Genomic DNA, 23,786 nt, shown 5'->3' on the forward strand with positions numbered 1-23,786 from the left:
AATGTCGGCAGCACTGGCCCCGGTCGCGGAGGCCGTGGAAAGCGTGGAATTCGTTGATGACGGGGAGTTCGAACTGGACATGCGCGTGGTCGAGTCCACCACGCGGCTCGTGATCATGTCCTGCGACACGAGCGACGGATGCGGCCACACCTGCAACACCAGCGCGTGCGCCTCGGGCTCCAACGACCCGTTCTGATCCACCCCGACTGCCGCCGGTACCCAGCTCGCCTGCACGCACCGGCGGCAGACGCTGCCCTGGCCACCGGGTGAGGAGAGCCGAACGCCATGACCGTGTCCACCCGCTACCAGCACACAGGTCTCGTCCTAGCCCGCCTGACCACCGATCCCGGTGATCTCGACCCGCCGGCGCATCTGCGCCTCGACGACCCCGCCGCGGTCGAGCAGGAAGGCCGTGCGTGGCTGGCGAAAGTGTGGGCCCGCCCGGAGGTGCGTGGCGCCCTGACCCTGGCCAGCCCGGCACTCGGCGCTCGTCTCGACCAGATCCTGGGCGACGGCTCCACCAGCCACACCGCCAAGGAACTTCGCCGCGCCGTGCTGTCCGTGGCCTCGTACGTGCTGCGCTGGCAGCGGCGAGCCACGCCGTTCGGCGACTTCGCCGGAGTCGGGGTCGCCGGCCCCGCGCTGGCCGAGGTGGGCACCCGGCACCGAGCCGTGACGCGCGCGGACGGCGAGTGGCTCGCAACGGTGATCGACCGTCTCGAACGGCATCCTGGACTGCGCTCGCGGCTGACAGTGGTGGTCGACGACGCGAGGTTTCTGCGCGACGGGCGCGTGATCGTCCATCGGCGGGCCGAGGCCGGTGCCGCCACTCCCGGACCGCTACGGGAGTCCTCAGCGCGGCTCACCCGCCCTGTGCGGTTCGTTCTGGACACGGCCAGCTCACCGATCCGCTTCGACACGCTGGCCAGCCAGCTGACCACGACGTTTCCGTCCGCGCCCGCAGCCAGGATCGAGGCGATGCTGCACGGCCTGATCGACGCCGGTGTGCTGATCACCAGCCTACGGCCATCGATGACCAGCGGCGACGGCCTGGCCCACGTGGTCGGCGTCCTGCGCGCGGCCGGAGCGGACACCCTGGACGAGGTCGCGGACCACCTGCGCGAGCTCGACGAGATCGCCACCGACCTCGCCCGGCACAACGACATCGCCGACCCCGGCCAGGCCAGGGAGATCCGGGCGGCACTCGCCACCCGGATGCGGGCTCTTGTCCCCACCGCCGGTCACGCGCTGGCCACCGACGTGCGCATCGACGCGGCGATCACTGTTCCCGAACTGGTGCTCGACGAGGCAGCCCGCGCCGCCTCCGTGCTGCTTCAGACCGGCACGCAACCCTTCGGAACGGCCGCCTGGCTGGACTATCACGCCCGGTTCCGCGCCCGCTACGGTCCCGGAGCGCTGGTGCCGGTGCGTGACCTGGTCGCCGACTCCGGTCTCGGCTATCCCACCGGCTTCCTCGGCGCGCCCAGCGCCCGGCCCGCGTGGCGGGTGCTTACCTACCGTGACGCCGCGCTGCTGGCGTTGATCCAGCACGCCACGATGACCGGGGCGCCGGAGATTGAGCTGACCGACGCCGACGTCGAGGCGCTGACGGTGGGGGAGCACGCCGACGTCGTTGCACCCCAACGGGTCGAGCTGGGCGTCGAGGTGTACGCCGCGTCGACCGCGGCGATCGACCGCGGCGAGTTCAGGTTGCGGGTCACCGCCTCGCCACGGCCCTGCACCAGCATGGCCGGACGGAGCCCGCGCCGAACAACGTCGCCAGGGCGACGACGCAGCGCACTCGACGCTGATCCCGATCGGGCAAACCGGCGCTGTCCGCTGTGCGGCGCCAGTAGCGTTGCTCGTGGTGCAGCACCCGCAGGACCGGATCTCGTTGCGGGTCCGAGCGGTCTTCCGGAATCTCGAGGTCGAGCAGAGCGGCGAGAGCGGCGGCGTGGATGTCCAGCGCCCGCTCGTAGCGGACCGTGTCGATGCCCGGCGGCGGATCGACGTCTTCTGTGCCACGCCTCAGCTGGAACGCGATGGCGCCCAACGCCCGCGCGAATTCGGCGTGCCGGTCGGCGACGCTGCGGGCGAGCGGGGTGAGACGTTGCTCCACCGTCCGGAGGAAGAGACCGGCTACCGCGTCGTCATCGCGGTGCAGTTCGCCGAGCCAACCGCCGGCGGAGCGGGCGAGCAGGAGCAACCGCGCCGGTGACCCGGCGGGGCGTGCGAGGAGGGTGCGAGCCAGACTCAGCAACGCGGGCACCCGTGCCTCCGCGTAGTCGACGACCAGCAGCAACGGTCTGCTCGACGGGGCGAGCGACTCGATCAGTGCCGGGTCGCCGTCCTCCGAGACGATTCCGGCGACCCAGCCCTCGGCCTGCACGAGTTCGCACAGGCGCAACCCCAGCCGCGTCTTGCCCTGCCCAGCCGGTCCGGTGACCAGCCGGGCGGCCACTCCGGCGCCGGATGTCCAGCCCGGCAGGTCGGCGACCTCGGCTTGGCGACCGGAGAACGGGACCACGCCGTACTCCGGCCGCAGCAGCATGCTGGGGAGCGCGTCGTCCGGGAGGACGGCCAGGCGTAGGAACAGTCCGTCGAAGTCGTCCGCAGCCCCTTCGTGCTTCGGCGCGCTGTTTGGCGCTGGGTCGTTCTTCTCGCTGCTTCGAAGCTGTTCGCGCAAGTCGTGCAGCAGCCGGTACGACCGCAGCAGGTCGGCACGGCGCTCGTCCCGCTTGACCTCGGCGGCCTGCCAGCTCGCGATGCAGCGGTCGACGTAGGCGACGACCAGCGCCTCGGCCGGCACCCGTTCTCCCTTGCCCAGCTCCAGATCAGACAGCGTCCGGTTGCTCGCGTGGATCCGCTCGCCGAGCGCCTGCTGCGTCAGACCGGCGTCTTCCCGCAGCGTCCGCAGCGTGCGGCCGAACAACACCAGGGCATTTCGCCACGGGTTCCAGTTCTCGGACGAGGACAACTGCGCTGCCTCCCTCAGTGACGGAGGGGAGTGTGCCGTACGGCGTCACCGACCGGCGACAGGCCACGCCGGGGCTTCCGGAGCTTCGGTGATCACTCGATCGTGTTCTGTGCTCGCCGTTGTGGGGTGAACACGGGTTGGGATCAGGGACAACGCCTGGTACCGGGTGACACTGTGTGATCAACTTCCCCCTGTTCGGGTTCGGAGGGTTCACCTGGAAAAGCGCCCCCCGGACTCAGGTTTCGCACGTCTACTGGATATGACCAACCAATGGGCTGCGCGAGATGGTCGCGAGTCTGCTCTGCCGTCCTCCGAGGAGGACGAAGAAGTCGTGTTCAGGATCTGCATCTCGATATTGCGCGAACCGGCCTTGGCGCGGGCGGCCACCAACATGGTCTTGGAGAAAGTGCGTTTCGGCGCACCGGAGAAGTTCCGCACGAGCCGTAGAGCGTGGGTGCGCAAGGTAGCGCGGAACACGGCGATCGACTTCCATCGGCGGGAGACACGAGAACGGGCGCGTGTCGAGCGCTTTCGGAGAAGGCGCACCGAAGTCCAGGAGGGTCTGGACCAGGCGATCCAGGTCCGCCTGGACGCCAAGCAGCTCTTCGACCGCGTTCTCAGGCTCGTCGCCGACGTCGACCACGACGACCTCGACCTGTTCTTCGAGGTGAATCTGGGTAACGCCACGGAACAGGAGCAGGCTGATCGGCTGGGGATCACGCTCAACGCCGTGAAGGAGCGGCGGCGCAGGGCGAGGACGAAGTGCCAGGAGGCAGCGGCGGCCGTGTACCTCCTGACCGACGCCGACCACGGATGCACGACGCTTCCCAGCATCGCCAGGAATCGGGAGGACTCTCCGGAGCTCCTGCGCGACATCCGCGTGCACATCAGCCGATGCGCGTGCTGCAAGGACGCGCAGCCGAACTGGCGGCACCTCCGGTTCAGCATCTTCGTGATTCTCGGGGTCGTGTTCTGCGGACCTCTTGTTGGGCGCTTTGCCGAGTCGGGGACACGGGTGAAGCTCGCGGCCTGCGCCGGCTTGGTCGTGATGACGGTGGCGACCGGAATCTTCTTCCTGCAGGGCGCCACGGGTTCCGACACCTCCTCCGCGTTCGAGCGCGGGCCGATCATCGAGTTGCCGGCAGGTCCGCGGAAAGCCGCGCCGGAAGCGCCCCTGCCCGCGCCCCCGGTCGAGTCGCCGACGGTGCCGCCGACCGAAGCACCGGCTCGGCTAATGCCCACGCGAGTGTCGGTGACAGCTCCGCCGATGTCGACGCCGACCGCCACCGTGCCGGCGAAGCCGGCCGCGAATGCGCGGTCCGAGCATCCGACGCGAACCCATCGGCCTGAGCCCCGCCGCACTGCGGACTCGGGCAAGAAGTGCCGCAAGACCCAGAAGCACTGGGACATCTGATCGACCTGAGCGGTGCGGCGGGCGGGAGTTCCGCCGCACCGCTCGTACGTGACACCACGAACAGAGGGAACGGCTTTTGAACGACCACGACCGGGTCATCGCTCAGGGAGATCCGATCTCAGAGTTCTGGCTCACCAGACAGGGCTGCCGTCTGGTGGGCCTCGTGGCCGGGCACGCACCTGCAGTGGAACGGCTGGGCGACGTCATGACCGCGCTCGAGGCAGACCACCGGGTTCAAGTCGTTGTGACGACACCAGCGACCGGTCACCACTGGGAGGAGATCCACGAGCTCGTGCGTGGGCTCGGGTGGCTGGTCGTGCCCTGGCACCAGGCGATCCGCACCCGGTACGACCTCGCCATCGCCGCCTGCGACTGGGGGTTGTCCGAACTGGACGCCCCGGCTGTGCTGCTGTCGCACGGGGCAGGTACCCAGAGGTCGCGCATCGGGCCGGCCGGTGACGGCGTGCCGCACGCCTTCCACCCCGACCGCCTGATCCGCGATGGCGAGGTCGTTCCGGCGGCTCTCGCACTGGCCAGCGATCGGGAGGTGGCGGCGCTGGCGAGCTCCTGCCGTGCCGCGTTGCCGCGTGCGGTGGTGGTCGGCGACCCGTCGTTCGACCGCATGCGCGCATCGCTGCCCTACCGCGAGCAGTACCGCGCCGCCTTGGGTGCTCGCCCTGGTCAGAAGGTCGTGTTGGCCGGCACCACGTGGTCGCCGGCGTCGCTGTTCGGCAGGGATCCCGAAGTCTTCACCCGGTTGACGACCGAGCTGCCGCCCGACGAGTACCGCGTCGTCGCGGCTCTGCACCCCTTCGTCTGGCAGGGTCATGGCCGTCGTCAGGTGCTGGGATGGCTCGCCGATGCGATCGGCACGGGCTTGCAGGTGCTGGACCCTCGCCACGACTGGCGCGGGGGTCTGTGTGCCGCCGATGTCGTGATCACCGATCACGGCTCCGTCGGTCAGTACGCAGCGGCACTGGGGATACCGGTGCTGGTGGACAGCGGCTCGCTGATCGACGTGCGACCCGCCAGCACGGCCGACGTGCTGTCCCGCTCCACGCCGCTCCTGCACCTGGACCGTCCCCTCGCTCCGCAGGTCCGCGAGGCCTTGGCGAACCACGACCCGGCGCGGTGCGCGGACGTCACCGAGATGATCACGACCAGACCCGGTGAATCGATCAGGATCCTGCGGAAGCTCTTCTACGACCTGCTGGGGCTTGCCGAGCCCGTTCATCGAGTCGCTGATCCGGCAGTGGCGCTGCCCCGGATCGTTCGCTGACCTGTCACGCTGGCGCGGTGACCGGGATGCCCGATGCGTGGAAGGCCGAACTTGCCGCGTTCGGCGGTCGGCTGAAAGCCTTGCGCAAGGCGAACGGCCTCACGCAACAGCAGGTCGCGGACCAGATCCACAGCAACACCAGCACGGTGTCGGAGCTCGAACGCGGCCAGGGTGAACGGGTGCCGGACGCCGAGCTGGTCGAGCGCTTTGCCGCTGCCTGTGTCACCTCGAAGGCCTTGGCGTTGCGGACGGCCACCGTCGCGGACGTGCTGAAGCACCTCGCGGACCTGAGTGCCCAGCGCCGGCATTTCGCCTCCTCACCCCGTCGTCGTCCCAAGGCCGAACGAGTGGTGTTGCAGGGCGCAGTGCTGTTCGAGAGCCCCGGTGAGGACGCCGTGGTCGACTTCGGCGGCAGGCGGTTCGACGTCACCCCGGTGTCGGCTGCCGTGCCCGCGTTGTCGGAGGAGGAGGCCCGTGCACACCCCTCCCGTCTGCTTCAGCCGCAGTTCGCCGTGGTGCCGTTCACTGGACGCGGCGACGAACTGACCGAGGTGCACGGGTGGCGTGACGGCACGGACCTCGTCGCCGTTCAACTGCTGCACGCGGCGGGAGGGCAGGGAAAGACCCGTCTGGCCGATCGGGTCGCCACCGAGTCGCTCGCACAGGGGTGGCAGGTGTGGCGGGTCCGGCACGCCCCTGCCGCGGCGCGACAGCCGGAAGCGGAACCGAACAGGGTCGTCCTCGGCGCCACGTCGGATCTGCTCGTACTACTCGACTACGGGGACCGGTGGCCAACCGACGACCTGTTGACGTTCGTCCGGACCATGCAGCAGATCGCACTCCGGCAGGAGAGACGCGTGCGGGTGTTGCTGCTGGGCCGCACAGCCAAGTACTGGTGGCCGGCCGTCGTCGGGCGGCTCGACACCGATCACCACGTCGACGCCACCGGCCACTGGCAGCTGCAGCCGCTCACGAACTCGCCGGACGCGCGGCGGTCGATGTTCCACACCGCCGCCGCGCAGTTCGCCGACCGGCTCGGCGCGCCGGCGGAACTGCCTGCTCCCACCGAGCCCGCCGACCTCGACCGCGGTGACTACGGTCAGGTGCTCGCCGTGCAGATGGCGGCTCTGGCGGCAGTCGACTCCCAGCTGCGGGGAGATGCTCCGCCGTCCGACCTCCTCGCGGTGGCGGACTACCTGCTCTGCCGCGAGTACTCCGGGTGGGACAAGCTCCACAGCGCGCGCAGCGGCTTCACACGAGCGCCGGTCATGACCCGGATCGCCTACACCGCGACGCTCGTGGGTGCCGTGCCGAGACCCCATGGCCGCGCGGCGTTGCGACGCACCGAGCTGGCGGCGTCACCGGACGGCGCGGACCGGCTCATCGACGACCACCTCGCGTGCTACCCGGCAAGCGACCCGCGCACGGTGTTCGAACCGGTGCATCCCGACCGCCTCGGCGAGGACCTCGTCGCACTGACCACGCCCGGTCACGACCACGTCCGGTTGAACTGGCAGACCGACGACTGGACCACCGCGGCGACGGGACGCGAGAACGTCCTGTCCGCAGCCGCGGCGCTCATCGCGAACAGCGCGTCCGACGTGGCGGTGCGCACGTGGACACCCGGTGTGCTGGCCGTGCTCGCCGAAAGCGCTCACCGCTATCCGCACCTGTCCGTGGAACTGGTCAACCCGGTGCTCAGAGCCGACCCGGGACTGCTGCTCCTGGCCGGTCCCGCGGCCGCCACGAGGCTGACCGAGCTGCCGGGTCTCGATCCCGCGGTGCTGGAGGCGGCGGAGGTCTTGCTGCCGCAGACGCGGGACGTCCACCTCGATGTCGCGGCTGCCGTGGTCGCACGCAAGCTGACCGAGCACCGGCTCGCCGCCGAGAGCGACCCGGCGCGGCGTGCCGGGCTGCACGGGGACCTGTCGGTGCGGCTGGACCAGGCAGGCCAGTTCGCGGAGGGCCTCGTGCACGCCGATCTCGCGGTCGCGGAGGCGCGCAAGAGCGGCCACGAGTCGCTGTCGCTGTGGCTGAACAGCCAGTGCCTGCTGCTGGCCAGAGCGGGACGGCGACAGGAGGCGCTGGCGAGCGCCAGGGAGGCCGCGGCGCTCCACCGGAGCCGGCCGGCGGACGTGCCGGGGTTGGCCAACGCGTTGAACACCCTGGCCAAGTCGCTGGCAGAGCTGGGCGAGCACGGGGAAGCACTGGAGCACGACGAGCAGGCCGCCGAGCTGTACCGGCAGCTCGTGGCGCAGGAGCGCACCGAGTTCGTTCCCGACCTCGCCATGGTGCTGCACAACATCGCGGCGTCCCGGTCGGATCTGGGAGGTGACGGGCCCGCGCTGGAGGCAGCCGACGAGTCGGTTGCGCTGTACCGAGCCCTGGCGGAGGACGACTTCGCCACGTACGGCCCGGACCTCGCCGACGCGTTGCAGAACCTGCCCGCCTACCTGGACGCTGTGCCGGAACGGCAGCACGAAGCCGTGGCAGCGGCGGAGGAGTCCATCATCCTCTACCACCGACTCGTCGAGATCAACGCGGCCGCGTTCCGGCCGCAGCTCGCGGGAGCGCTGCACAACCTCGCCGTGTCGTGCTCACACGCCGGAGACGCCCAACGGGCGCTGCGCGAGGCAGAGAACGCGATGATCATCTACCGCGAGCTCGCCGAGACCGATCCCGATGCCCACCAGCCTGATCTCGCACTGTCGCTGCGCAGCCACGCTACGTCGCTGTCCGCGTCAGGGCACCGGGAGGAGGCGGTGGACGCCGGAGCCGAGTCGGTTGTGCTGTTCGGGCAGCTCGCCGCGGTCGACCCACACCCGTTCACCGCCGACCTCGCCATGGCGCTCTACAACCAGGCTTCGTACCTGTCCGAGGTCGAGCGGACCGACGAGGCCGTGGAGGCGGGTACGGCAGCGGTTATGCACTACCGGCCGCTGGTGGAGGCGGACGGCCTGCACGCCGCAGACCTGGCCGACGCCGTGCACAACCTCGCGTTCATCCTCGGCGAGGCGGGCCGGAACGATGAGGCCATGTCGCTCGCTGAGGAAGCGGTACGGCGCTACGAGGAGCTTTCCGAGCAGGACGAGAGCGTCGAGCCGTTCCTGGCGGTGGCGCGCAGCACCCTGGGTAGGCAGCTGGTGGCGCTGGACCGTGCGCCCGAGGCGGTCCGATGCGCGGACGCTGCGGTGGAGATCCTCCGACTGCAGTCGGAGGACGACGACCTGTGGACTCCGTTCCTTTCCGGCGCGCTCACGACGTCGGCGATCGCGCTGGCCGCTGTAGGACGCCGGGACGATGCTCTGGCAGCCGCGAGTGAGGCTGCGGCGATCGTGCGTGTGATCGAGAAGACGTCACCCGATTCGGTAACACCGCACCTGCGTCGCGCCGATGAAGTCCTCGGCCGGCTTACAGGGTGAACGGGAGGCCCTGGACCAGCCGTCATCCGGCATTAGCCTGGAGGGCTGGGACAGGAGGTGCGTCGTGGACCCAGCGCGGCCGTCGGTGGTCAACGAGGTCTCCCACAACTCCGGCGGCACCGTGGTCCAGGCGGGCACCGTGCACGGCGGTGTTCACGTACACCAGACCTGGCTGCCGGGCACACCTCGCCAGCTCCCTCCCTCACCGGCCCACTTCACCGGCCGCGAACCGGAGTCCGCGGTGATCATGGCCGTACTGGCGCAAGATGCCGACCGGTCCGGTCCCGGACTCGCCGTCGTCACTGGCACGGGAGGTGTGGGTAAGACCGCGTTGGCATTGCACGTGCTGCATGCTGTGAACAGGCGCTTTCCTGACGGGCAGTTGTACGCCGACATGTCCGCGCACGGGCCGTACGGACCCGCGACTCCCGGCGAACTTCTCGGGCGCCTACTGCTGGGCCTCGGCGTCCCATCGGGGGAGGTGCCCGCAGACCACCCGAGTCGCGCCGCGCTCTACCGATCCCTGACAGCCGACAGGGAGATGGTCGTCTTCCTCGACGACGCCGCGACGAGCACGCAGGTGATCGAACTGCTGCCGGCCTCACGCCGCAGCGCTGTCATCGTGACAAGCCGCAAACGGCTGTCGGGTCTGGTCGCAGCCGGTGGTCGTCTGGTGGCGCTCGACGCGCTGGCGCCCGAGGCAGCGGTGGAGCTGCTCGGTCGTGCGGTCGGTCGGCACCGGGTGCGCGAGGAACCGCAACCGGCGCATGACGTCGCCGCACTCTGCGGAGGCATGCCGATCGCCGTGCACATCGTGGCAGCCCGGCTGGCGGCGCGTCCGCGCTGGAGGCTCGCCACGATCGCCGCGCAGCTGACCGACGAGCACCGGCGCCTGCGAGCGCTGGTGGCCGAGGACGGTGAGCTGTCCGTCGCCGCGACCTTCGACCTGTCCTATCGGGGTCTGACGGCGGACGCAGCCAGGCTGTACCGTCGGCTGGGCCTGTTCCCCGGCGTCGAGTTCGATCCGGAAAGCGCTGCGGCACTGCTCGGCGACGCCGACACGGACGTGGACGACCTGTTGGACACGTTGCTGGGCGCGAACCTCGTGATGGACTCGGGTCCCGAGCGCTTCCGCTTCCACGACCTGCTTCGCCTGCACGCACGTCGCCAGGCGGAACGCGACGACAGCGAGTCCGAACGCTGGGACGCTGTGCGCGCGCTGGTGGAGTCGTTGCTGGACCGGGCCGTTGCCGCCGACCAGCTCGTCACGCCACTGCGCCCGCACCTCGGTGAGCGCTACCGGATCACGGCCGAGCCGCCCTTCACAGGGCGCAGTGAGGCGCTCGACTGGTTGGAGCACGCGCTGCCGAACCTCGTGGCCTGCGCCAGGACCGCGTTCGGCCACGGCTGGTACGAGCTGGTCTGGCAGCTCTACGAGGCGATGTGGGGCGTGTTCCTGTACCGGGGCCACACCGATGAGTGGCGTGCGGTGGGAACGATTGCCGTCGACGCCGCTGTGCGGTGCGGCGACGGCATCGCGGAGGTCCGGATGACGCTGCAGCATGCGGCTGTCCACAGCAGACTCCGCGACCCGGACTCCGCGACCTCCCTCTTCGAACAAGCGCTTACCAGAGCCCAGCAGGAGCGCGACTGGGAGGGTGAAGCCACGGCGAGGGAAGGACTCGGTGCCGCAGCGCACGCCCGTGGCGATATGGTGACCGCAATCGACCAGTATGGACAGTCGCTCACGCTGAACCGGCGCCACGGGAGGCAGCGCGGTGTCGCCTTGTTGCTGTGCTATCTCGGCCACGCCCTCGCCGACACCGGTGAGTTCGACGGCGCCGTGACGAACTTCCGCTCGTCGGCGTGGGTCGCCGACGAGATCGGCGACCGCCACTGCTGGGCGCAGGCCGTCGTGGGAGCGGGCACCTGCCTCGCCGCGACCGGAGCGATGGCGGAAGCGATCACCGAGGTGCGGGCGGGCCTCTCGGCCTTGCCTGCCGATGAGGCCGCCTCCCTGCGCCTGCCCGTGCTCGAGAAGCTCGCGGACCTGGAGGATGAAGTCGGTGCGACCCACGAGGCGCACCTGCACCGGCAGGAGGCGCTGCGCATCGCCATCTCGCTCGGCGACCGGCGCGCCGAGTCGTTGCGCCTGCGCCTCGAACCCGAGTCCCGGCAAGCCGGATGAGCGGCCGATCCCGCTCACCACAACGGCTTCGGCAGCGGCACCGGCGAAACCGGCACGTCGTGGACCGGCTCGGACACGCCCAGTAGGCCGTAGTACTCGCGCCGATGGATGGACAACGACTGCCCCGGCCGCCCTGTGATCCGTGCGGCCAACTCGGCGTGACGAGGGTCCACCGCCGCAGCCAGAGCCCATTCCACCTGAGGTCGCAGCGGCTGGTCGTGGTCCAGTGGAGTGGCGAAGCGCGACAACAGGTCCGCGCTGCTGCCGGGACGCACGTCGACCAGTGACCGCACACTCATCATCGTGCGCACGCCCAGCGCCGCCGCGTACCGCCCGGCCGAACCGTGATCGGACAGTACTACGTCGGCGGCGACAGCGGCCGCGCGCCAACCTTCGTCAGGCGGCAGGAGGACCAGCCCGCGTTCTCGGGCGTGGCCCAGCCACGCAAGGATCTGTCGCCGTCCGTGAGCGTCCCACCAGAAGGGGTGCAGTGATGCCACCACCAGGTTGTCGGTGCCGGCCAGTTCGTCCGCCAACCGCGTGAGGAACTGGGGATCGCTGCCGCACAACGAGTGCGGGGACCACGACGACACGGCGAAGACGATCCGTTGGCCGTGCGCCGCTCCCAGGGCCTCGCGGTAGAGCTCTTTATACGGCGAGCTCGCGGACATCCTGTCGAAGCACGGGTCTCCGGCAATGACAGCCGCGGGCAGCGCCCTGGCACACGACTTCGCGACGGCGAGCACCTCGTCGTCGTTGGCCAGCATCAGCCTTGCCGGGATCACTTCACCGCCACGCATGAGCTTCTCGGGCATGTAGTTGTGTTCCTCGGTCTCGTGCGCGATCCGGGACCGCACGCCAGTCGCGCCGTGCGACATCAACGCCAGCGGTGACGTGATCTCGTCGATGCCCCAGCTGCAGGTGGCGAGCACGAGGTCGAACGACGTCTCGACAGCCTGTCGCCAGGGCATCCGGAGAACACCGAGCTCTCGCAAGCGATCCTGCATTCCGGCCCACTGATACCCGGTCTCCGGCACTGAGAACACGACCTGCACGCGGTAGTCCGCCTCGATCGCCGGCAGACAGTCCAGGATTCGGCTCAGGCCTTGCCGGTGGGGTGTCACCGCCAGAACGAGCTTGACGTCCGGGCGGCTCAGCCAGGCAGCGCAGGCCGCATCCCCGGTAGTGATGATCTTTTGTTGACCGTCCGGCTCGTGCCCTTGGGACGGTTCCTCGAAGTGCGGCACTTCGGCTCCTCGGCTTGGCGTTTTGTGATCGCCACCGAGCTTGAGGCCGTTGTGTCACCTCAATGCCGAACGCCGGAACGCCGTAGGTCGACAGCGGTGTTCGCCCAGTTCACGGCCGGTCTCATCGGTTCCGGGCTCCGGAACTCCGGAATCCGGCCTTCCGGAGCCTTCAGGCCATGGGGCCGGTCCCGGGAGATGTCCCGAAACAGCCACATCAAGGCAGTCAGGCCTGGTCGGCCCACCACTTCTGGCCGGCCTCACCCAGCGTCGAGATCGGGTGGTAGTAGGGGTAGCGGCGGTTCAACGCCTCCGGGTCCTCCAGCTCGATCCCGGTCCTGTAGTTCTTGGTCCAATAGGAGATCCCGAGCTCGCGGTCGTAGTCCTCGAGCTGGTACACCCACCGCTTCCCGACGTACGGCACGTCGCACACGATCCGCGGCGTCGCGTAGCCGGGCAGGTAGCCCATGATCGCGTGCTGCAGTTCCTGTTCTGGGACAACCAGACCTTCTACCAGCAGATCGGCCTGGCCTGAGCCGACACGGTGCCCATCTCCGGGGGTGGGCACCGTGTCATCGGCATCGTGGCAATGTGCGAGCGAACCGGGGCGCACAGAGCTCGTTGTCTGCTGCAGCGCCGTGATCACGGCCTGTCCAGCGTGTTGGCGGTCTCCTCCAGAACCGCGATGATCTCGTCGATGCTCAACCGCACCGCTCCTCCGCGGTCGCCGACGCCGTCGATCTGCGAGCGCAGCCGGTACGCGAGCGTGCCGTCCGGGTGCAGCTCAGCGGACAGATCGTCGGTCGTGGGACCCCAGTGCGCGAATTCCGATGATCGCCCCGCCCGGTAGAGGCCGACGTCCGTCCTCAGCGAGTGCACGAACTGCGGCACGTACACCGTGTTGTCGTACGGAGTCGCGATGGCGCCGTCCAGCCACAGCGTGCACGTGCGCAGTTGCGGTGCGCGTGGATCTGCCGGCCCGATCTCCATCGCGATGCGTGCCCGGTCGCCGATCACCAGATCCGTTGAGAGCCAACGCGCAACGTCGAAGTCGAAGTCGAGGCCTGCCGTCACGGAGTCCACTGTGGACTTCACTGCGTCTTCGTCGAGCACGATCGACTCGGGCAGGTCCACGAAACCCAGGTGCTCCAGCACACCGCGCAGGTGGTCGGGAGAAGTGGTGTCCACGCCGATGTTGCGCAGCGCCGGCACGTGCAGCTGGTCCGGTCCGGACAGCCGTGCGCCGTTCAGGTGCACCTGCGCGGCCCGGAGGTGCGGCGCGGCGTAGTCGGCCGGCCCCAACTCGACGGCGAAGGTCGCCCGGTCGCCGTGCATTCCGGCGGACCGCGCACCGAAGGCTCCGAGGAGCTCGTCAGCGACCGCACGCCACCGTGCGGGATCCTCGCCGCTGACCGACGTGAAACCCTTGTGCTTCGCGATGTCGCGACCGGGCCTCGTCAGGCCGAGCAGTCCGTTCGCGCAGTGGTAGCGCACCAGGTACTCCTGGTCGAGCACGCCGCGGTGCAACGCCGCCACCGAGCGCGGCGTGCGCGGCAGCCGTGGCAGCGCCAGAGCCGCGTCGATCCGTTCGCCCCAGTGCCCGCCACCGCTTTCGAGCACCGCGGCCACCTCGGACACGTACCCGTCGTCACCCGTCATCTCGCACAGCACCTGCGCGGTCCGCACGCGGAAAGTGCCGATTGCGGACGGGAGAACGGACCGCAGCACGTCGGCCGCATCGGACGGCGCACGACCGGCGCGCGCCAGTGCGCCCATGGACTCGACCGCGACGTGATCGCGTTCGGCGACACCGAGGCGCACCATCCGCTCCGCCCGCTCCGGCCCGCGCTCGTGCTCGGCGACCAGCGCATCGACGTTGGCGCCCTCGTGCCACACCAGGTACGGCTCGCCGAACACCTCAAGACGGAACTCGTGCCACGCTTCGCTCACCCGCGGGAGGCTAGTGCTCCCCGACCACCTGATGCCGCCCCGACTTGCCGAGCAGCGTCGCGAACACGGTCGTCGACCGCGTCTTCGATTCGGACGGGCACCGGAGGCGTTCGCCCGCTTCGAGCGGGGACCGCGCGAGCGGCTCAGCTCGCGTCGTGCGCCCACCGGGTCATGGCGTCCACCGCGCCGAGCAGCCTTCGGCCGCGGTCGGTCAGGTGGTACAGCACCTGCACCGGCATGCTGGGCACCACCTCCCGGCGCACCAGGCCGTGCTGCTCCAGCTCGGCCAGGCGGACCGACAGCATGCGCTCGGAGATGCCGCCGACCATGCGCCGGTACTCGCTGAACCGCCGGGCGCCCCGGGAACCGGCCAGCATGACCGCCGAGGTCCAGCGCCGTGAGACGAAGCTCATGATCTCGCCCGCGACCTCGCAGCTCGCCGAGTCGATCACCTGCGGGTTCACTGCCGTCGACCTGGTCACTTACCCACAGTAAGTCCATTACCGCTCGGTTGGCAACCGAACAGCTCCGGCCGAAGCTGGGAATCATGAGTGATACCAACGTTTTCTCGCCCCTGCGGGTCGGTGCCACCACCGTCCGCAACCGCCTGGCCATGGCTCCGATGACCCGGAGCCGCGCCACCGAGCAGGGGCTGGCCACCGCCGCGATCGCCGAGTACTACCGGCAACGCGCCGGAGCCGGCCTGATCGTCACCGAGGCGACCCAGATCAGCCAGCGCGGCCAGGCCTACCCGACCACACCGGGCATCGCGACGCCCGAGCAGGCCGAGAGCTGGCGGCAGGTCACCGACGCCGTGCACGAGGCCGGCGGCACCATCCACCTGCAGCTGTTCCACGGCGGCCGCACCGGGCACCCGAGCATGCGGGGCGGCCTGGACGGGCACGCGCCCTCGGCGGTGGCGGCACCCGGTCAGACCTTCACGCCGGACGGGATGCGGGACCACCCGGTGCCCGAGGCCATGACCGCCGACGACATCCGCGCCACGCTCCAGGACTTCGCGACGGCCTCCTCGCTGGCGCTCTCGGCGGGTTTCGACGGCGTGCAGCTGCACGCCGCCAACGGGTACCTGCCGCAGCAGTTCCTGTGCCAGGACTCGAACCTGCGCTCCGACGAGTGGGGCGGCAGCACGGAGAACCGCATCCGGTTCGTCGTCGAGGCCGTCCGGGCGATGGCCGGTGCGGCCGGTGCGGACCGGACGTCGCTGCGGGTCTCGCCCGCCTCCACCGTCCAGGGCATCAACGAGGGGAACTCCGAGGAGCTCTACGAGGCCCTGCTGGGAGAACTGGCCGGCGACGGGCTGGCCTTCCTGGACGTCTCGGAGTCGCCGGGGCGCCGCGACCTGACCGCGCTGGTGCGCAAGGCCTGGCCCGGAACGCTGCTGCTCAACCCGCACCGGACCGCCGAACCGGAGGCACCGCACGACCGGGTCGCCGACGCCCTCACCGCCGGTGCCGACCTGGTCGGGCTGGGCGCCCCCTGGCTCGCCAACCCGGACCTCGGCGACCGCATCGCCCGGCGCGGCCCGTACAACGAGCCGGACCGGTCGAGCTTCTACGGCGGCACCGACCAGGGATACCTCGACTACCCGTCGCTGGCGGCCTGACGTGGGCAGGCTCGACGGCCGCACCGCGGTGATCACCGGTGGCACGGCCGGAATCGGCTTGGCCACCGCCCGCCGGTTCGTCACCGAGGGAGCCCACGTCCTGATCACCGGACGTCGTGCGGATGCGCTGGACGAGGCCGTGGCCGGGCTCGGCCCGTCGGCCACCGGTGTGCGCGGTGACGCGGCCGACCCCGCGCACCTCACCGAGCTGCTGGCGGCGCTGCGCGAGCGGGGGAGGGGACTGGACGTCCTGTTCGCCAACGCGGGAGGCGGCAGCCACACCCCGTTCGGCCAGGTCGGCCTGGACGAGGTCGACACCGTGCTGGCGCAGAACCTGCGCGGGCCCTACCTGACGGTGCAGACGCTGGCGCCGGAGCTGAACGAGCACGCGTCGGTCGTGCTGATGTCCTCCATCGGCGCCACCGCCGGCCTGCCGGGCCTCGGTGTGTACTCCGCGGCGAAGGCGGGCGCCCGCGCGCTGGCCCGCACCCTCGCCGTGGAACTGGGCGGGCGCGGCGTGCGGGTGAACGCGGTGAGCCCCGGCTACATCGGCACCAGCGACGACCCGGACGTCCGCGAGTTCCAGCGGACCGGCGCGGCGACCATCCCGCTGGCACGGGTGGGCCGTCCGGAGGAAGTCGCCGCCGCGGTGCTGTTCCTGGCCTCCGACGACGCCTCCTACGTCACCGGGTCCGACCTGTTCGTCGACGGCGGGCGAAACCAGGTCTAGGCGACTGAGCCCCCGGCTCCGGTGGTGTCCGGAGACGGACGAAGGGTGTTCGAGATCCGTTGGTGACGACAGACCTGAACACCCTTCTGCCGCACTCCACGTCAACATCGACGGGCGTTGCCGGAGAACGACTTCCGGGGCGGCGCCGGAACCCCCCGACCCACCGGCTCGGCGAGATCAAGCCTCTCACGGGCCGCGGGCCGCACGAGCACCGTTGGACGCCTGGGCTCCACGTGGCCGGGCTCGTAGACGAGCCCGATTCGCGACCTCGGTCGTTGACCGGCTCCCCGGCCAAGTGCCTCCACAAAGGACGATGCACGCAAGTCTTCCCTTTTGGCTGCCCCGAAAGAGGATGACATTGTGCTGAATGACCCAGCACTTTCCTGGACATCCGCCGGATGGACAACCGTCGCGCTCCGCTGACACGGTGGTTTCCTCAAGGAGATCGTGGTCAGGGGGTCGATGGGCCAGGTGCGCAAACCGGTGGTGCCGAGCGGCGCCATCCGGACTTTCTTCGACCGGCTGCACGCACTGCATTCCGCCGCCGGGAACCCGAGCATGCGAGAGCTGCAACGGCGCACGCGCTGCCGACAGCGACCGAACGGAATCAATCCGACGACGATCCACGAAGCGCTGTCCGGGCCGCGGATGGCCCGATGGGACACGGTGCACGCGCTGGTCACACAGCTCGGCGGGAACGTGGAGGAGTTCGCCGCGCTGTGGCGGGACGGCCGGCGGGTGGAGCTCCAGCCAGAACAGCCGGTTGGCGGCGGTACGGGTCACCGCACGGGACGGCCGACCCCGCAGGCGTTGCCGCCGGACGTCCCGTCCTTCATCGGCCGACTCCGGCAGCAGACGGAGTTGCGTGCACTGTTGGGGCCGCTCGGCCAGTCCGCCCGGACCGCGGCGATTTCCGGCACGGCCGGGGTCGGCAAGACCGCGCTGGCGGTGCACTGGGCGCATGGCGTGGCCGACCAGTTCCCGGACGGGAACCTGTACATCGACCTGCGTGGCTACGACCCGGACTCGCTGATGCCGGCGTCCGAAGCGCTCGCGTCGCTGTTGCGCGGGCTGGGCGTGCGGGCCGCGGACGTTCCCAAGGAGGTGGCGGAGTGTGCCGCCTGGTACCGATCTTCACTGGCCGGCCGGAAAATGCTGATCTTGCTGGACAACGCTCGCGATACCGACCACGTGCGGCCGTTGTTGCCCGGTACCCCGTTGTGCCTGGTCGTCGTCACGAGCCGGGACAGCTTGGCCGGGCTGGTCGCCCGGCACGGGGCCCGGCGCGTACGGCTGGACGTCCTCGAGCCCGCGGAGGCGACCGAGTTGATGCGAGAGCTGCTGCGGCCGGGGTTCCACCGTGAACCGGCGGCGATCGAGGCGTTGGCCGAGCTGTGCGCACGGCTGCCGCTGGCGTTGCGGATCGCGGCCGAGTTGGCCAATTCGTCCAATGTGGACGATTTGGCCGACCTGGTTCGTGAGTTCGCGGACGACCAACGCCGGTTGGATCTCTTGAACGCGGGCGACGACCCGCGAACGGCGATCCGAGCGGTGTTCTCGTGGTCGTACCGACGCCTGCCCGAGGACGCGGCCGGGCTCTTCCGGTTGTTCGGGGGGTGCCGGGACCAGCTGGTGGACCTGGCGAGCGTGGCCGCGCTCGCCAGGATAACCGCGGATCAGGCAGGCAGGCTGACGGAAGTGCTCGTGCGCAAGAACGTTCTCGAACGGGTACGGCCGGGTGAGTTCACGATGAACAGTTTGCTGTCGGCCTATGCGGCCGACTGTCAGCGACGTTCCTGACAGCCTCCGCTCCTACCCGCCGGGCCGCCAGCGTCCCATCCTGTGCGTTGCTGGCTTTTCCAGCACAGAAACGGGGAGAGTTTCATGATCACGAAGCGAAAGCTGTTCGTCGGCGTCGCGGGCGCCGTGCTGGCCGTCACTGCGATCACCACCTCGGGTTCCGCCGCGCCGGCCTCACGGCCGGCGGCCGCCGCACCCGGCGTCGGCATCCAGGCGGTCGCCCCCGGCACGGCGACCCTGCGCTTTGACTGGGGTTGCACCGGCAGCTACGCCAGCACACCGATCACGTTCAACGGCGATGGCACCTTCACGGCCGGGTCGCTGTCCGGCCTCTGGGCACAGACGGGGAGTGTTCTGCAGTTCCAGTTCAACGGCGTGAAGACGACGTACGCCTCGCTGGTGACGAGCAACTCCGGCACCGGAACCCAGAGCACCTTCGGAGGCCTCAACGGCTGTCACCTCCTGCTCGGCCCGGGAGCGGCGGCTCTGGCCGGCAAGGAATCCAGCCCGGGCAAGGGAACCCTCGGCGCTGACGGCCGCTGATCGGCGGCATGAGCGGGTGCCGCACCCCGCGCTGGTCGAAGCGCGGTTGCCGATTCCGGCCCGGACTTCACGCGGCAGGCCGGTGTCCGTTGAGCAGGCCGTGAATGCCGGGTGCGGCACGAAGCCACGTTGCTGCTCCAGCCGCGGACGGACAGTCACGCACCCATGTGCTCGGCGATCTTTCGGGTGGACCTGTGCACGTCCTGGTACGCAACCGAGTTCGTCGCCGATCTCCGGCACGTACGGGGCGGCGACTGGCGCGTCCGAAGCCGAACAGGTGCGTGCGGTTCTCGTCCGTCGTCGCGCCTCCGCGCGGGTCGCCTGCTCGTGTCGCCGAGGCGGCCCGGACGCGGCAGGGAAGGCCAGGCCCATACGGTCGCAGATCGGCGCGGTTCCGTTCTGGTCCGGGCCTCTGTCTCGTCTGAGGTCGGCATGCACGCTCGGCGGCAGAAGAGTGCGTTGACGGACTGGAGAAGTTGATCGTTCTGCCCCGACCTCGTGGTCGTGCATCGGACGGTGCTGGTGGCCGTTCGGGATCCGGGTGAACACCAGCAGCCCCGGCCTGACCCGCATGAACCAGACCGACCGGTTCATCACCGACAAGGACACCGACCGCACACCACTCGGCCGGGTCGGCACACCCGAGGACGTCGCCCTCGTCGCGCTGTTCGTCGCCTGCGACGACTCCCGGTTCGTCACCGGCGCCAACGTCGTCGTCGACGGCGGACAACACGTCCTCATGCAGGGCAACCGCTGACCGCGAGCGGGCGATGGGCGACACCGTCTTTCACGCTCCCGCCGGCCCGGTGGTCGCTGACACGGTGCTCGACTCCGGTGCCGGACCGAGGTCGTCGAGTTGTCGCTGCACCCGCTCGGCGTCGTCGCCGCGGCCTTGCCCGCGGTACAGCTCCAGCGCCTCCCGCCACGCCTGGCGTGCCTGCTCGTGTCGTCCGAGCGCCGTGTACGGGTGGCCGACGTGGTCGAGGGAGTCCGCGGCCTGGTAGGCGTCGCCGAGGGTGCGGAACAGGGTGAGGGCCTGGTGGTAGTGGTCGACGGCCTGCCGGTGGTCACCGGTGCGGCGGGCGATGAACCCGAGGCTGTCCAGAGTGGTCGCCTCACCCGCGGGATGGTGGTGGCGGCGGTACAGGGAGAGAGCGGCGGCACAGGAGTCGCGGGCGTTGTCGAAGTCGCCCAGGCGCGCCGCGCACCAGCCCACCGCATTGAGCGCGTCGGCCTCCCGCACCGGCTGGTCGAGGGCGCGGTAGAGGTCGAGCGCCTGGTGGGCGTGATCGAGTGCCCGCCGATCATCTCCCCGTTCTTCCCAGGCGTATACCTGTGCCCGGTGGGTGTGGGCCTGTTCGACGGGGTCGCGGTGGCGCGTGGCCAGGGACAGGGCCTGATCGAGATGCTCGGTCGCCTCCGCGTGCAGGCCCAGACGGGCGCAGATGTGACCGAGGTGCCGGTGGGTGCGACTGCGGGTCGCCGGGTCGGGCAGGTGGGTTGCGGCGTCCAGCGCAGCCCGCCACATGGCGAGCGTGTCGCGCAGATGCCCCCGCCGGTAGTGGAAGGTGTCCAGTGCCCTGGCGAGGTGCCAGACGACGCGATGGCGGCCCAGGGCGACGGCGGTTCGCTGGGTGGCCAGCAAGGTGGCGTGCTCGGCTTCCAGCCACGCTGTCGCGACTGCGGCGTCGGGTAGCGGGTGCGGGTGGACGCCGGGTGCGGGCGGGTCGGGTCGCATGTGCGTGCGGTGGGGGTTCAGGAGGCGGTCGGCGGCGAAAGCGGTGAGCAGGTGGAAGTCCATCACTCGGATCAGGGCCGCGTCCCGCACCTCGTGGGGCAGCTGATGGGCGGTGGTGGTGGCATAGGCGCGGACCAGGTCGTGCATCGCGTATCGGCCGCCTGGTCGCCGTTCGACCAGGGAAGCGTCCTCCAACACTGACAGCGCCCTGCGTGCGCGGGCTGGAGGCAGGGCGGTGAGGGCGGCCACGGCGGGCGGGGTGGTGTCGGGGCCGGGGGTGACGCCTACCAGCGCGAACAGTGCGCGGTGTTCGTCGGTGAGACGGCGCAGGGACCACGACAGCACGGCGGGCAGGCTGGCAGCTGGGTCGGTGTCGTGATCGAGCATCTCCAACCCCAGCTCGCGCAGTTCGGCGGCGACCTCGGCCAGGAGGAGACCGGGGCGGGTGGCGGCGTCGCGGGCAGCGATCGACAGCGCCAGCGGGTGGCCCCCGCACAGCGCGACCAGCTCGTCCACTGCTTCGGGTTCGGCGGCGACGCGGTGGGCGCCTACGCGTTCGGCGAGCAGAGCGCGCGCCTCGTCAGGGGTGAGCACGTCGAGTTGGAGGTGTCGGGCACCGTGCCGGTCGATCAGCGAGGCGAGCCGGGTGCGTGCGGTGACCAGCACGGTGCAGGCCGGGCTGCCGGGCAGCAGTGGAACGACCTGGTCGGCGGTGACGGCGTTGTCCAGCAGCACCACCATCCGCCGGTCCACGACCAGGCTCCGGTACAGCGCGGCCTGTGCGTGCAGGTCGGTCGGGATCCGGTCGGGCTCGACTCCCAGGGCGTCGAGGAACCCGCGCACCGCCACCTCGGGGCGCATCGGTTCTTCCGCGGGGCTGAAGCCGTGCAGGTCCACGAACAGCTGCCCGTCGGGGAACCGCTCGGCGTGCCGGTGCGCCCACGTCAGGGCCAGCCAGGTCTTGCCGATCCCGCCCGTACCGCCGATCGCCGAGATCACCACCGTTCGGTCCCGCCCGGCCTGGTTCAGCGCGGTGGTCAGCGCGGCGAGATCGGTGTCCCGGCCGGTGAAACGCGATGGTGCGGCGGGTAGCTGCCGCGGCACCGGCATCGGCGCGGTCACGCTGCCGCCGGGCCGGACGGCCAGCGTCGAGTCCGCGGCCAGGATCCGCTGGTGCAGCTCTTGCAGCGGGGCACCGGGGTCGGCACCGAGCTCCTCGATCAGCCGCTCCCGCAGCTGCCGGTAGTACGCCAAGGCATCCGCGGACCGCCCGGCCCGGTGCAAGGCGAGCAAGTACTGCCCAGCCACCCGCTCGTCCAACGGATACCGCGCAGCACGTGCCGCGAGGTCCAGGACCAGCTCCTCACCCTGGCCGACCCGCAGCCGGGCGTCGATCAGATCGTGCTGGGCCGCCAGCAGTTCCTGCCGCAGCCGGTCGCGCTCGGTCTCCGCCCACTGCCCGGTCAATCCGGTCAACGGTTCCCCGCGCCACAACGCCACCGCCTCGGTCAACAGCCGTACCGCCTGCGCGTCATCGGCGTCGCGGGCACGGGCGCGCAGGTCCCGGAACCGGTGCAGATCCACCGGATGATCAGCGTTGTCCACCACCAGGAGGTAGCCGCCGGAGCGCAGAGCGATCTCCGCGTCCGCCGCACCCAGCAATGTTCGGCGCAGCTTCGAGATGTGACTGTGCAAGGCCGCTCGCGCACGCCGCGGCGTGTCCGGGCCCCACACCTGCTCCACCAGCCGGTCGGCGGGTACCACCCGGCCCGCGTCGGCAGCCAGCGCAGCCAGCACGCACCGCCGCTTGGCAGGCCCGAGATCCACCGTCCGCCCGTCGACCTGTGCGGTCACCTCGCCGAGCAGACTGACGTCCACCCCCATGGCCGTCTCCTCTCCCCCGGTCCATGAATAGCGGCCTGGACTGCGTGGCGTGGGTGACTGACGGCAGTTCACACAATCGGCCGCGCTCCCGGCGCCGAGGCAGGGGCGCGGCCACCCGGTTCGGCCGCCGGTCACAGGGAGGAACACATGATGTCGAACAGCGAACCCTGCTTCCGGGCACCGCGCATACCGGCCTGACCTGGCCGGAGCAGGAAAAAGCAAGTATTTCGCACGAGGGGCGGCCGACAGTCGGGACCACGGAAGCGAAATCCTTCGCGGCCTGAACGCAAGCACATCCAGGGAGGGATCGTGCCAACAGCACAACGTGCCCTGATCGCCATGATCACGACGGCAGTGGCTGTTCTGGGGGTGGCGAGCTCGGCGACGAACGCGTTCGCGGAGTCGTCGGCGGTGTCATCCGCGGGCGCCGAGCGACACCAGGACGGGCTGACCGGTGTCGGCTCGACCGAGCGGACGACCGGCGACGAGGTCGGGGTTCTGGCCGGCCGGTTCGACTGGTGGGTCGAGGCGTCGTTCTCCCAGTTCTCGCGCCAGTGGACCTCGCCGGGCGTGGGGTACACCAATATCAAGGTCAACAAGGTCTACGACCTCAGCTCCGGCAGCCCGTGCAGCAAGATGAACTTCACGCTCTGGCGCTGGAACGGGTTCTACTGGTACAGCCTGGGCACGAAGACGGCCAACGGCTGCGACGGTGCCGACGACCTGATCTGGCACACCAGCGGCGGGGACTACAAGTTCGAAGCCAACCCGACCCGCGGGACCGGCGGACCGTACGTCCACGCCGAGGGCATCGTCTACTACCCGTGACGCGAGCCTCGACCGGGGGAGACGATCCCGAGGCGCGTGGCCGGCCCGGCTGGTCGTGTCCTCCTGCCGGGGGCCCCCCCCAAAGCACAAGGGCCCGGGCAAAGGGGGACCTTCCGGACTCCACCCAACCCCCCCCACCCCCCGCCACCCCCCCTCCTCACCCCA

The 23,786-nt window shown here is 70.4% G+C and carries 16 protein-coding genes and 2 pseudogenes; 12 read left to right on the top strand and 6 right to left on the bottom strand.

Features of this window, described 5'->3' with window-relative positions; all coding sequences use genetic code 11:
• Window position 1 precedes the first annotated feature (1 nt).
• Together ACFWV3_RS19910 and ACFWV3_RS19915 are read left to right on the top strand one after the other, a co-directional pair.
• Window positions 2-196, top strand: a complete 195-nt coding sequence (locus tag ACFWV3_RS19910; RefSeq protein WP_382412867.1) for an FxLD family lanthipeptide — start codon at window positions 2-4, stop codon at window positions 194-196.
• Window positions 197-285: 89 nt separating this feature from the next.
• Window positions 286-1,701, top strand: a pseudogene (locus ACFWV3_RS19915) (lantibiotic dehydratase family protein); the annotation flags it as partial.
• A 16-nt stretch (window positions 1,702-1,717) separates the two neighbouring features.
• On the opposite strand, the gene ACFWV3_RS19920 reads toward ACFWV3_RS19915, so the two are convergent.
• The gene (locus tag ACFWV3_RS19920) at window positions 1,718-2,977 is read right to left on the bottom strand and encodes a helix-turn-helix transcriptional regulator (protein WP_382412868.1); all 1,260 of its coding nucleotides are present in this window, start codon (window positions 2,975-2,977) and stop codon (window positions 1,718-1,720) included.
• A 166-nt stretch (window positions 2,978-3,143) separates the two neighbouring features.
• On the opposite strand from ACFWV3_RS19920, the gene ACFWV3_RS19925 reads away from it, so the two are divergent.
• The 4 genes from ACFWV3_RS19925 to ACFWV3_RS19940 all read left to right on the top strand — a co-directional run bounded on the left by ACFWV3_RS19925 (window position 3,144) and on the right by ACFWV3_RS19940 (window position 11,280).
• Complete coding sequence (locus ACFWV3_RS19925; RefSeq protein ID WP_382412869.1) at window positions 3,144-4,391, top strand: RNA polymerase sigma factor; 1,248 nt, start codon at window positions 3,144-3,146, stop codon at window positions 4,389-4,391.
• Window positions 4,392-4,635: 244 nt separating this feature from the next.
• The gene (locus ACFWV3_RS19930; RefSeq protein ID WP_382412870.1) at window positions 4,636-5,670 is read left to right on the top strand and encodes a hypothetical protein; all 1,035 of its coding nucleotides are present in this window, start codon (window positions 4,636-4,638) and stop codon (window positions 5,668-5,670) included.
• A 26-nt stretch (window positions 5,671-5,696) separates the two neighbouring features.
• A complete protein-coding gene (locus ACFWV3_RS19935; protein WP_382412871.1) occupies window positions 5,697-9,092 on the top strand; it encodes a tetratricopeptide repeat protein in 3,396 nt (1,131 codons plus the stop codon).
• A 64-nt stretch (window positions 9,093-9,156) separates the two neighbouring features.
• Entirely contained in the window at window positions 9,157-11,280 is a 2,124-nt protein-coding gene (locus ACFWV3_RS19940) for an NB-ARC domain-containing protein (RefSeq protein ID WP_382412872.1), read from the top strand.
• Between the two features lie 14 nt (window positions 11,281-11,294).
• On the opposite strand, the gene ACFWV3_RS19945 is transcribed toward ACFWV3_RS19940, so the two are convergent.
• The 4 genes and pseudogenes from ACFWV3_RS19945 to ACFWV3_RS19960 form a co-directional block, all read right to left on the bottom strand.
• Window positions 11,295-12,527: a hypothetical protein gene (locus tag ACFWV3_RS19945; protein WP_382412873.1), complete on the bottom strand. Its 1,233-nt coding sequence runs from the start codon at window positions 12,525-12,527 to the stop codon at window positions 11,295-11,297.
• Window positions 12,528-12,750: 223 nt separating this feature from the next.
• Window positions 12,751-13,014: pseudogene (locus ACFWV3_RS19950) on the bottom strand (hypothetical protein); the annotation flags it as partial.
• A gap of 152 nt (window positions 13,015-13,166) precedes the next feature.
• Complete coding sequence (locus ACFWV3_RS19955) at window positions 13,167-14,474, bottom strand: hypothetical protein (protein WP_382412874.1); 1,308 nt, start codon at window positions 14,472-14,474, stop codon at window positions 13,167-13,169.
• 143 nt (window positions 14,475-14,617) lie between these two features.
• Window positions 14,618-14,956, bottom strand: a complete 339-nt coding sequence (locus tag ACFWV3_RS19960; RefSeq protein WP_382412875.1) for a winged helix-turn-helix transcriptional regulator — start codon at window positions 14,954-14,956, stop codon at window positions 14,618-14,620.
• A 65-nt stretch (window positions 14,957-15,021) separates the two neighbouring features.
• On the opposite strand from ACFWV3_RS19960, the gene ACFWV3_RS19965 reads away from it, so the two are divergent.
• The 5 genes from ACFWV3_RS19965 (at window position 15,022) to ACFWV3_RS19985 (ending at window position 19,928) form a co-directional block, all read left to right on the top strand.
• Entirely contained in the window at window positions 15,022-16,098 is a 1,077-nt protein-coding gene (locus ACFWV3_RS19965; RefSeq protein WP_382412876.1) for an alkene reductase, read from the top strand.
• Window position 16,099: 1 nt separating this feature from the next.
• Complete coding sequence (locus tag ACFWV3_RS19970) at window positions 16,100-16,828, top strand: SDR family oxidoreductase (RefSeq protein WP_382412877.1); 729 nt, start codon at window positions 16,100-16,102, stop codon at window positions 16,826-16,828.
• Window positions 16,829-17,290: 462 nt separating this feature from the next.
• On the top strand, window positions 17,291-18,628 hold the full coding sequence (locus ACFWV3_RS19975) for an NB-ARC domain-containing protein (RefSeq protein WP_382412878.1): 1,338 nt from the start codon (window positions 17,291-17,293) through the stop codon (window positions 18,626-18,628).
• An 84-nt stretch (window positions 18,629-18,712) separates the two neighbouring features.
• Complete coding sequence (locus ACFWV3_RS19980; protein WP_382412879.1) at window positions 18,713-19,171, top strand: hypothetical protein; 459 nt, start codon at window positions 18,713-18,715, stop codon at window positions 19,169-19,171.
• Between the two features lie 508 nt (window positions 19,172-19,679).
• Window positions 19,680-19,928 carry an SDR family oxidoreductase gene (locus ACFWV3_RS19985; protein ID WP_382413092.1) on the top strand — a complete coding sequence of 83 codons (249 nt, stop codon included), beginning with the start codon at window positions 19,680-19,682 and terminating at the stop codon, window positions 19,926-19,928.
• Window positions 19,929-19,958: 30 nt separating this feature from the next.
• Here the strand turns inward: ACFWV3_RS19985 and ACFWV3_RS19990 are convergent, their stop codons facing one another.
• Window positions 19,959-22,793 carry a BTAD domain-containing putative transcriptional regulator gene (locus ACFWV3_RS19990; protein ID WP_382412880.1) on the bottom strand — a complete coding sequence of 945 codons (2,835 nt, stop codon included), beginning with the start codon at window positions 22,791-22,793 and terminating at the stop codon, window positions 19,959-19,961.
• A 339-nt stretch (window positions 22,794-23,132) separates the two neighbouring features.
• Here ACFWV3_RS19990 and ACFWV3_RS19995 point away from each other — a divergent pair, with 339 nt between their 5' ends.
• Window positions 23,133-23,621, top strand: coding sequence for a hypothetical protein (locus ACFWV3_RS19995; protein WP_382412881.1), 489 nt, complete (start codon window positions 23,133-23,135; stop codon window positions 23,619-23,621).
• Window positions 23,622-23,786 lie beyond the last annotated feature (165 nt).

The sequence above is a fragment of the Lentzea sp. NPDC059081 genome (genome assembly GCF_042738015.1).
Taxonomy (GTDB): Bacteria; Actinomycetota; Actinomycetes; order Mycobacteriales; family Pseudonocardiaceae; genus Lentzea.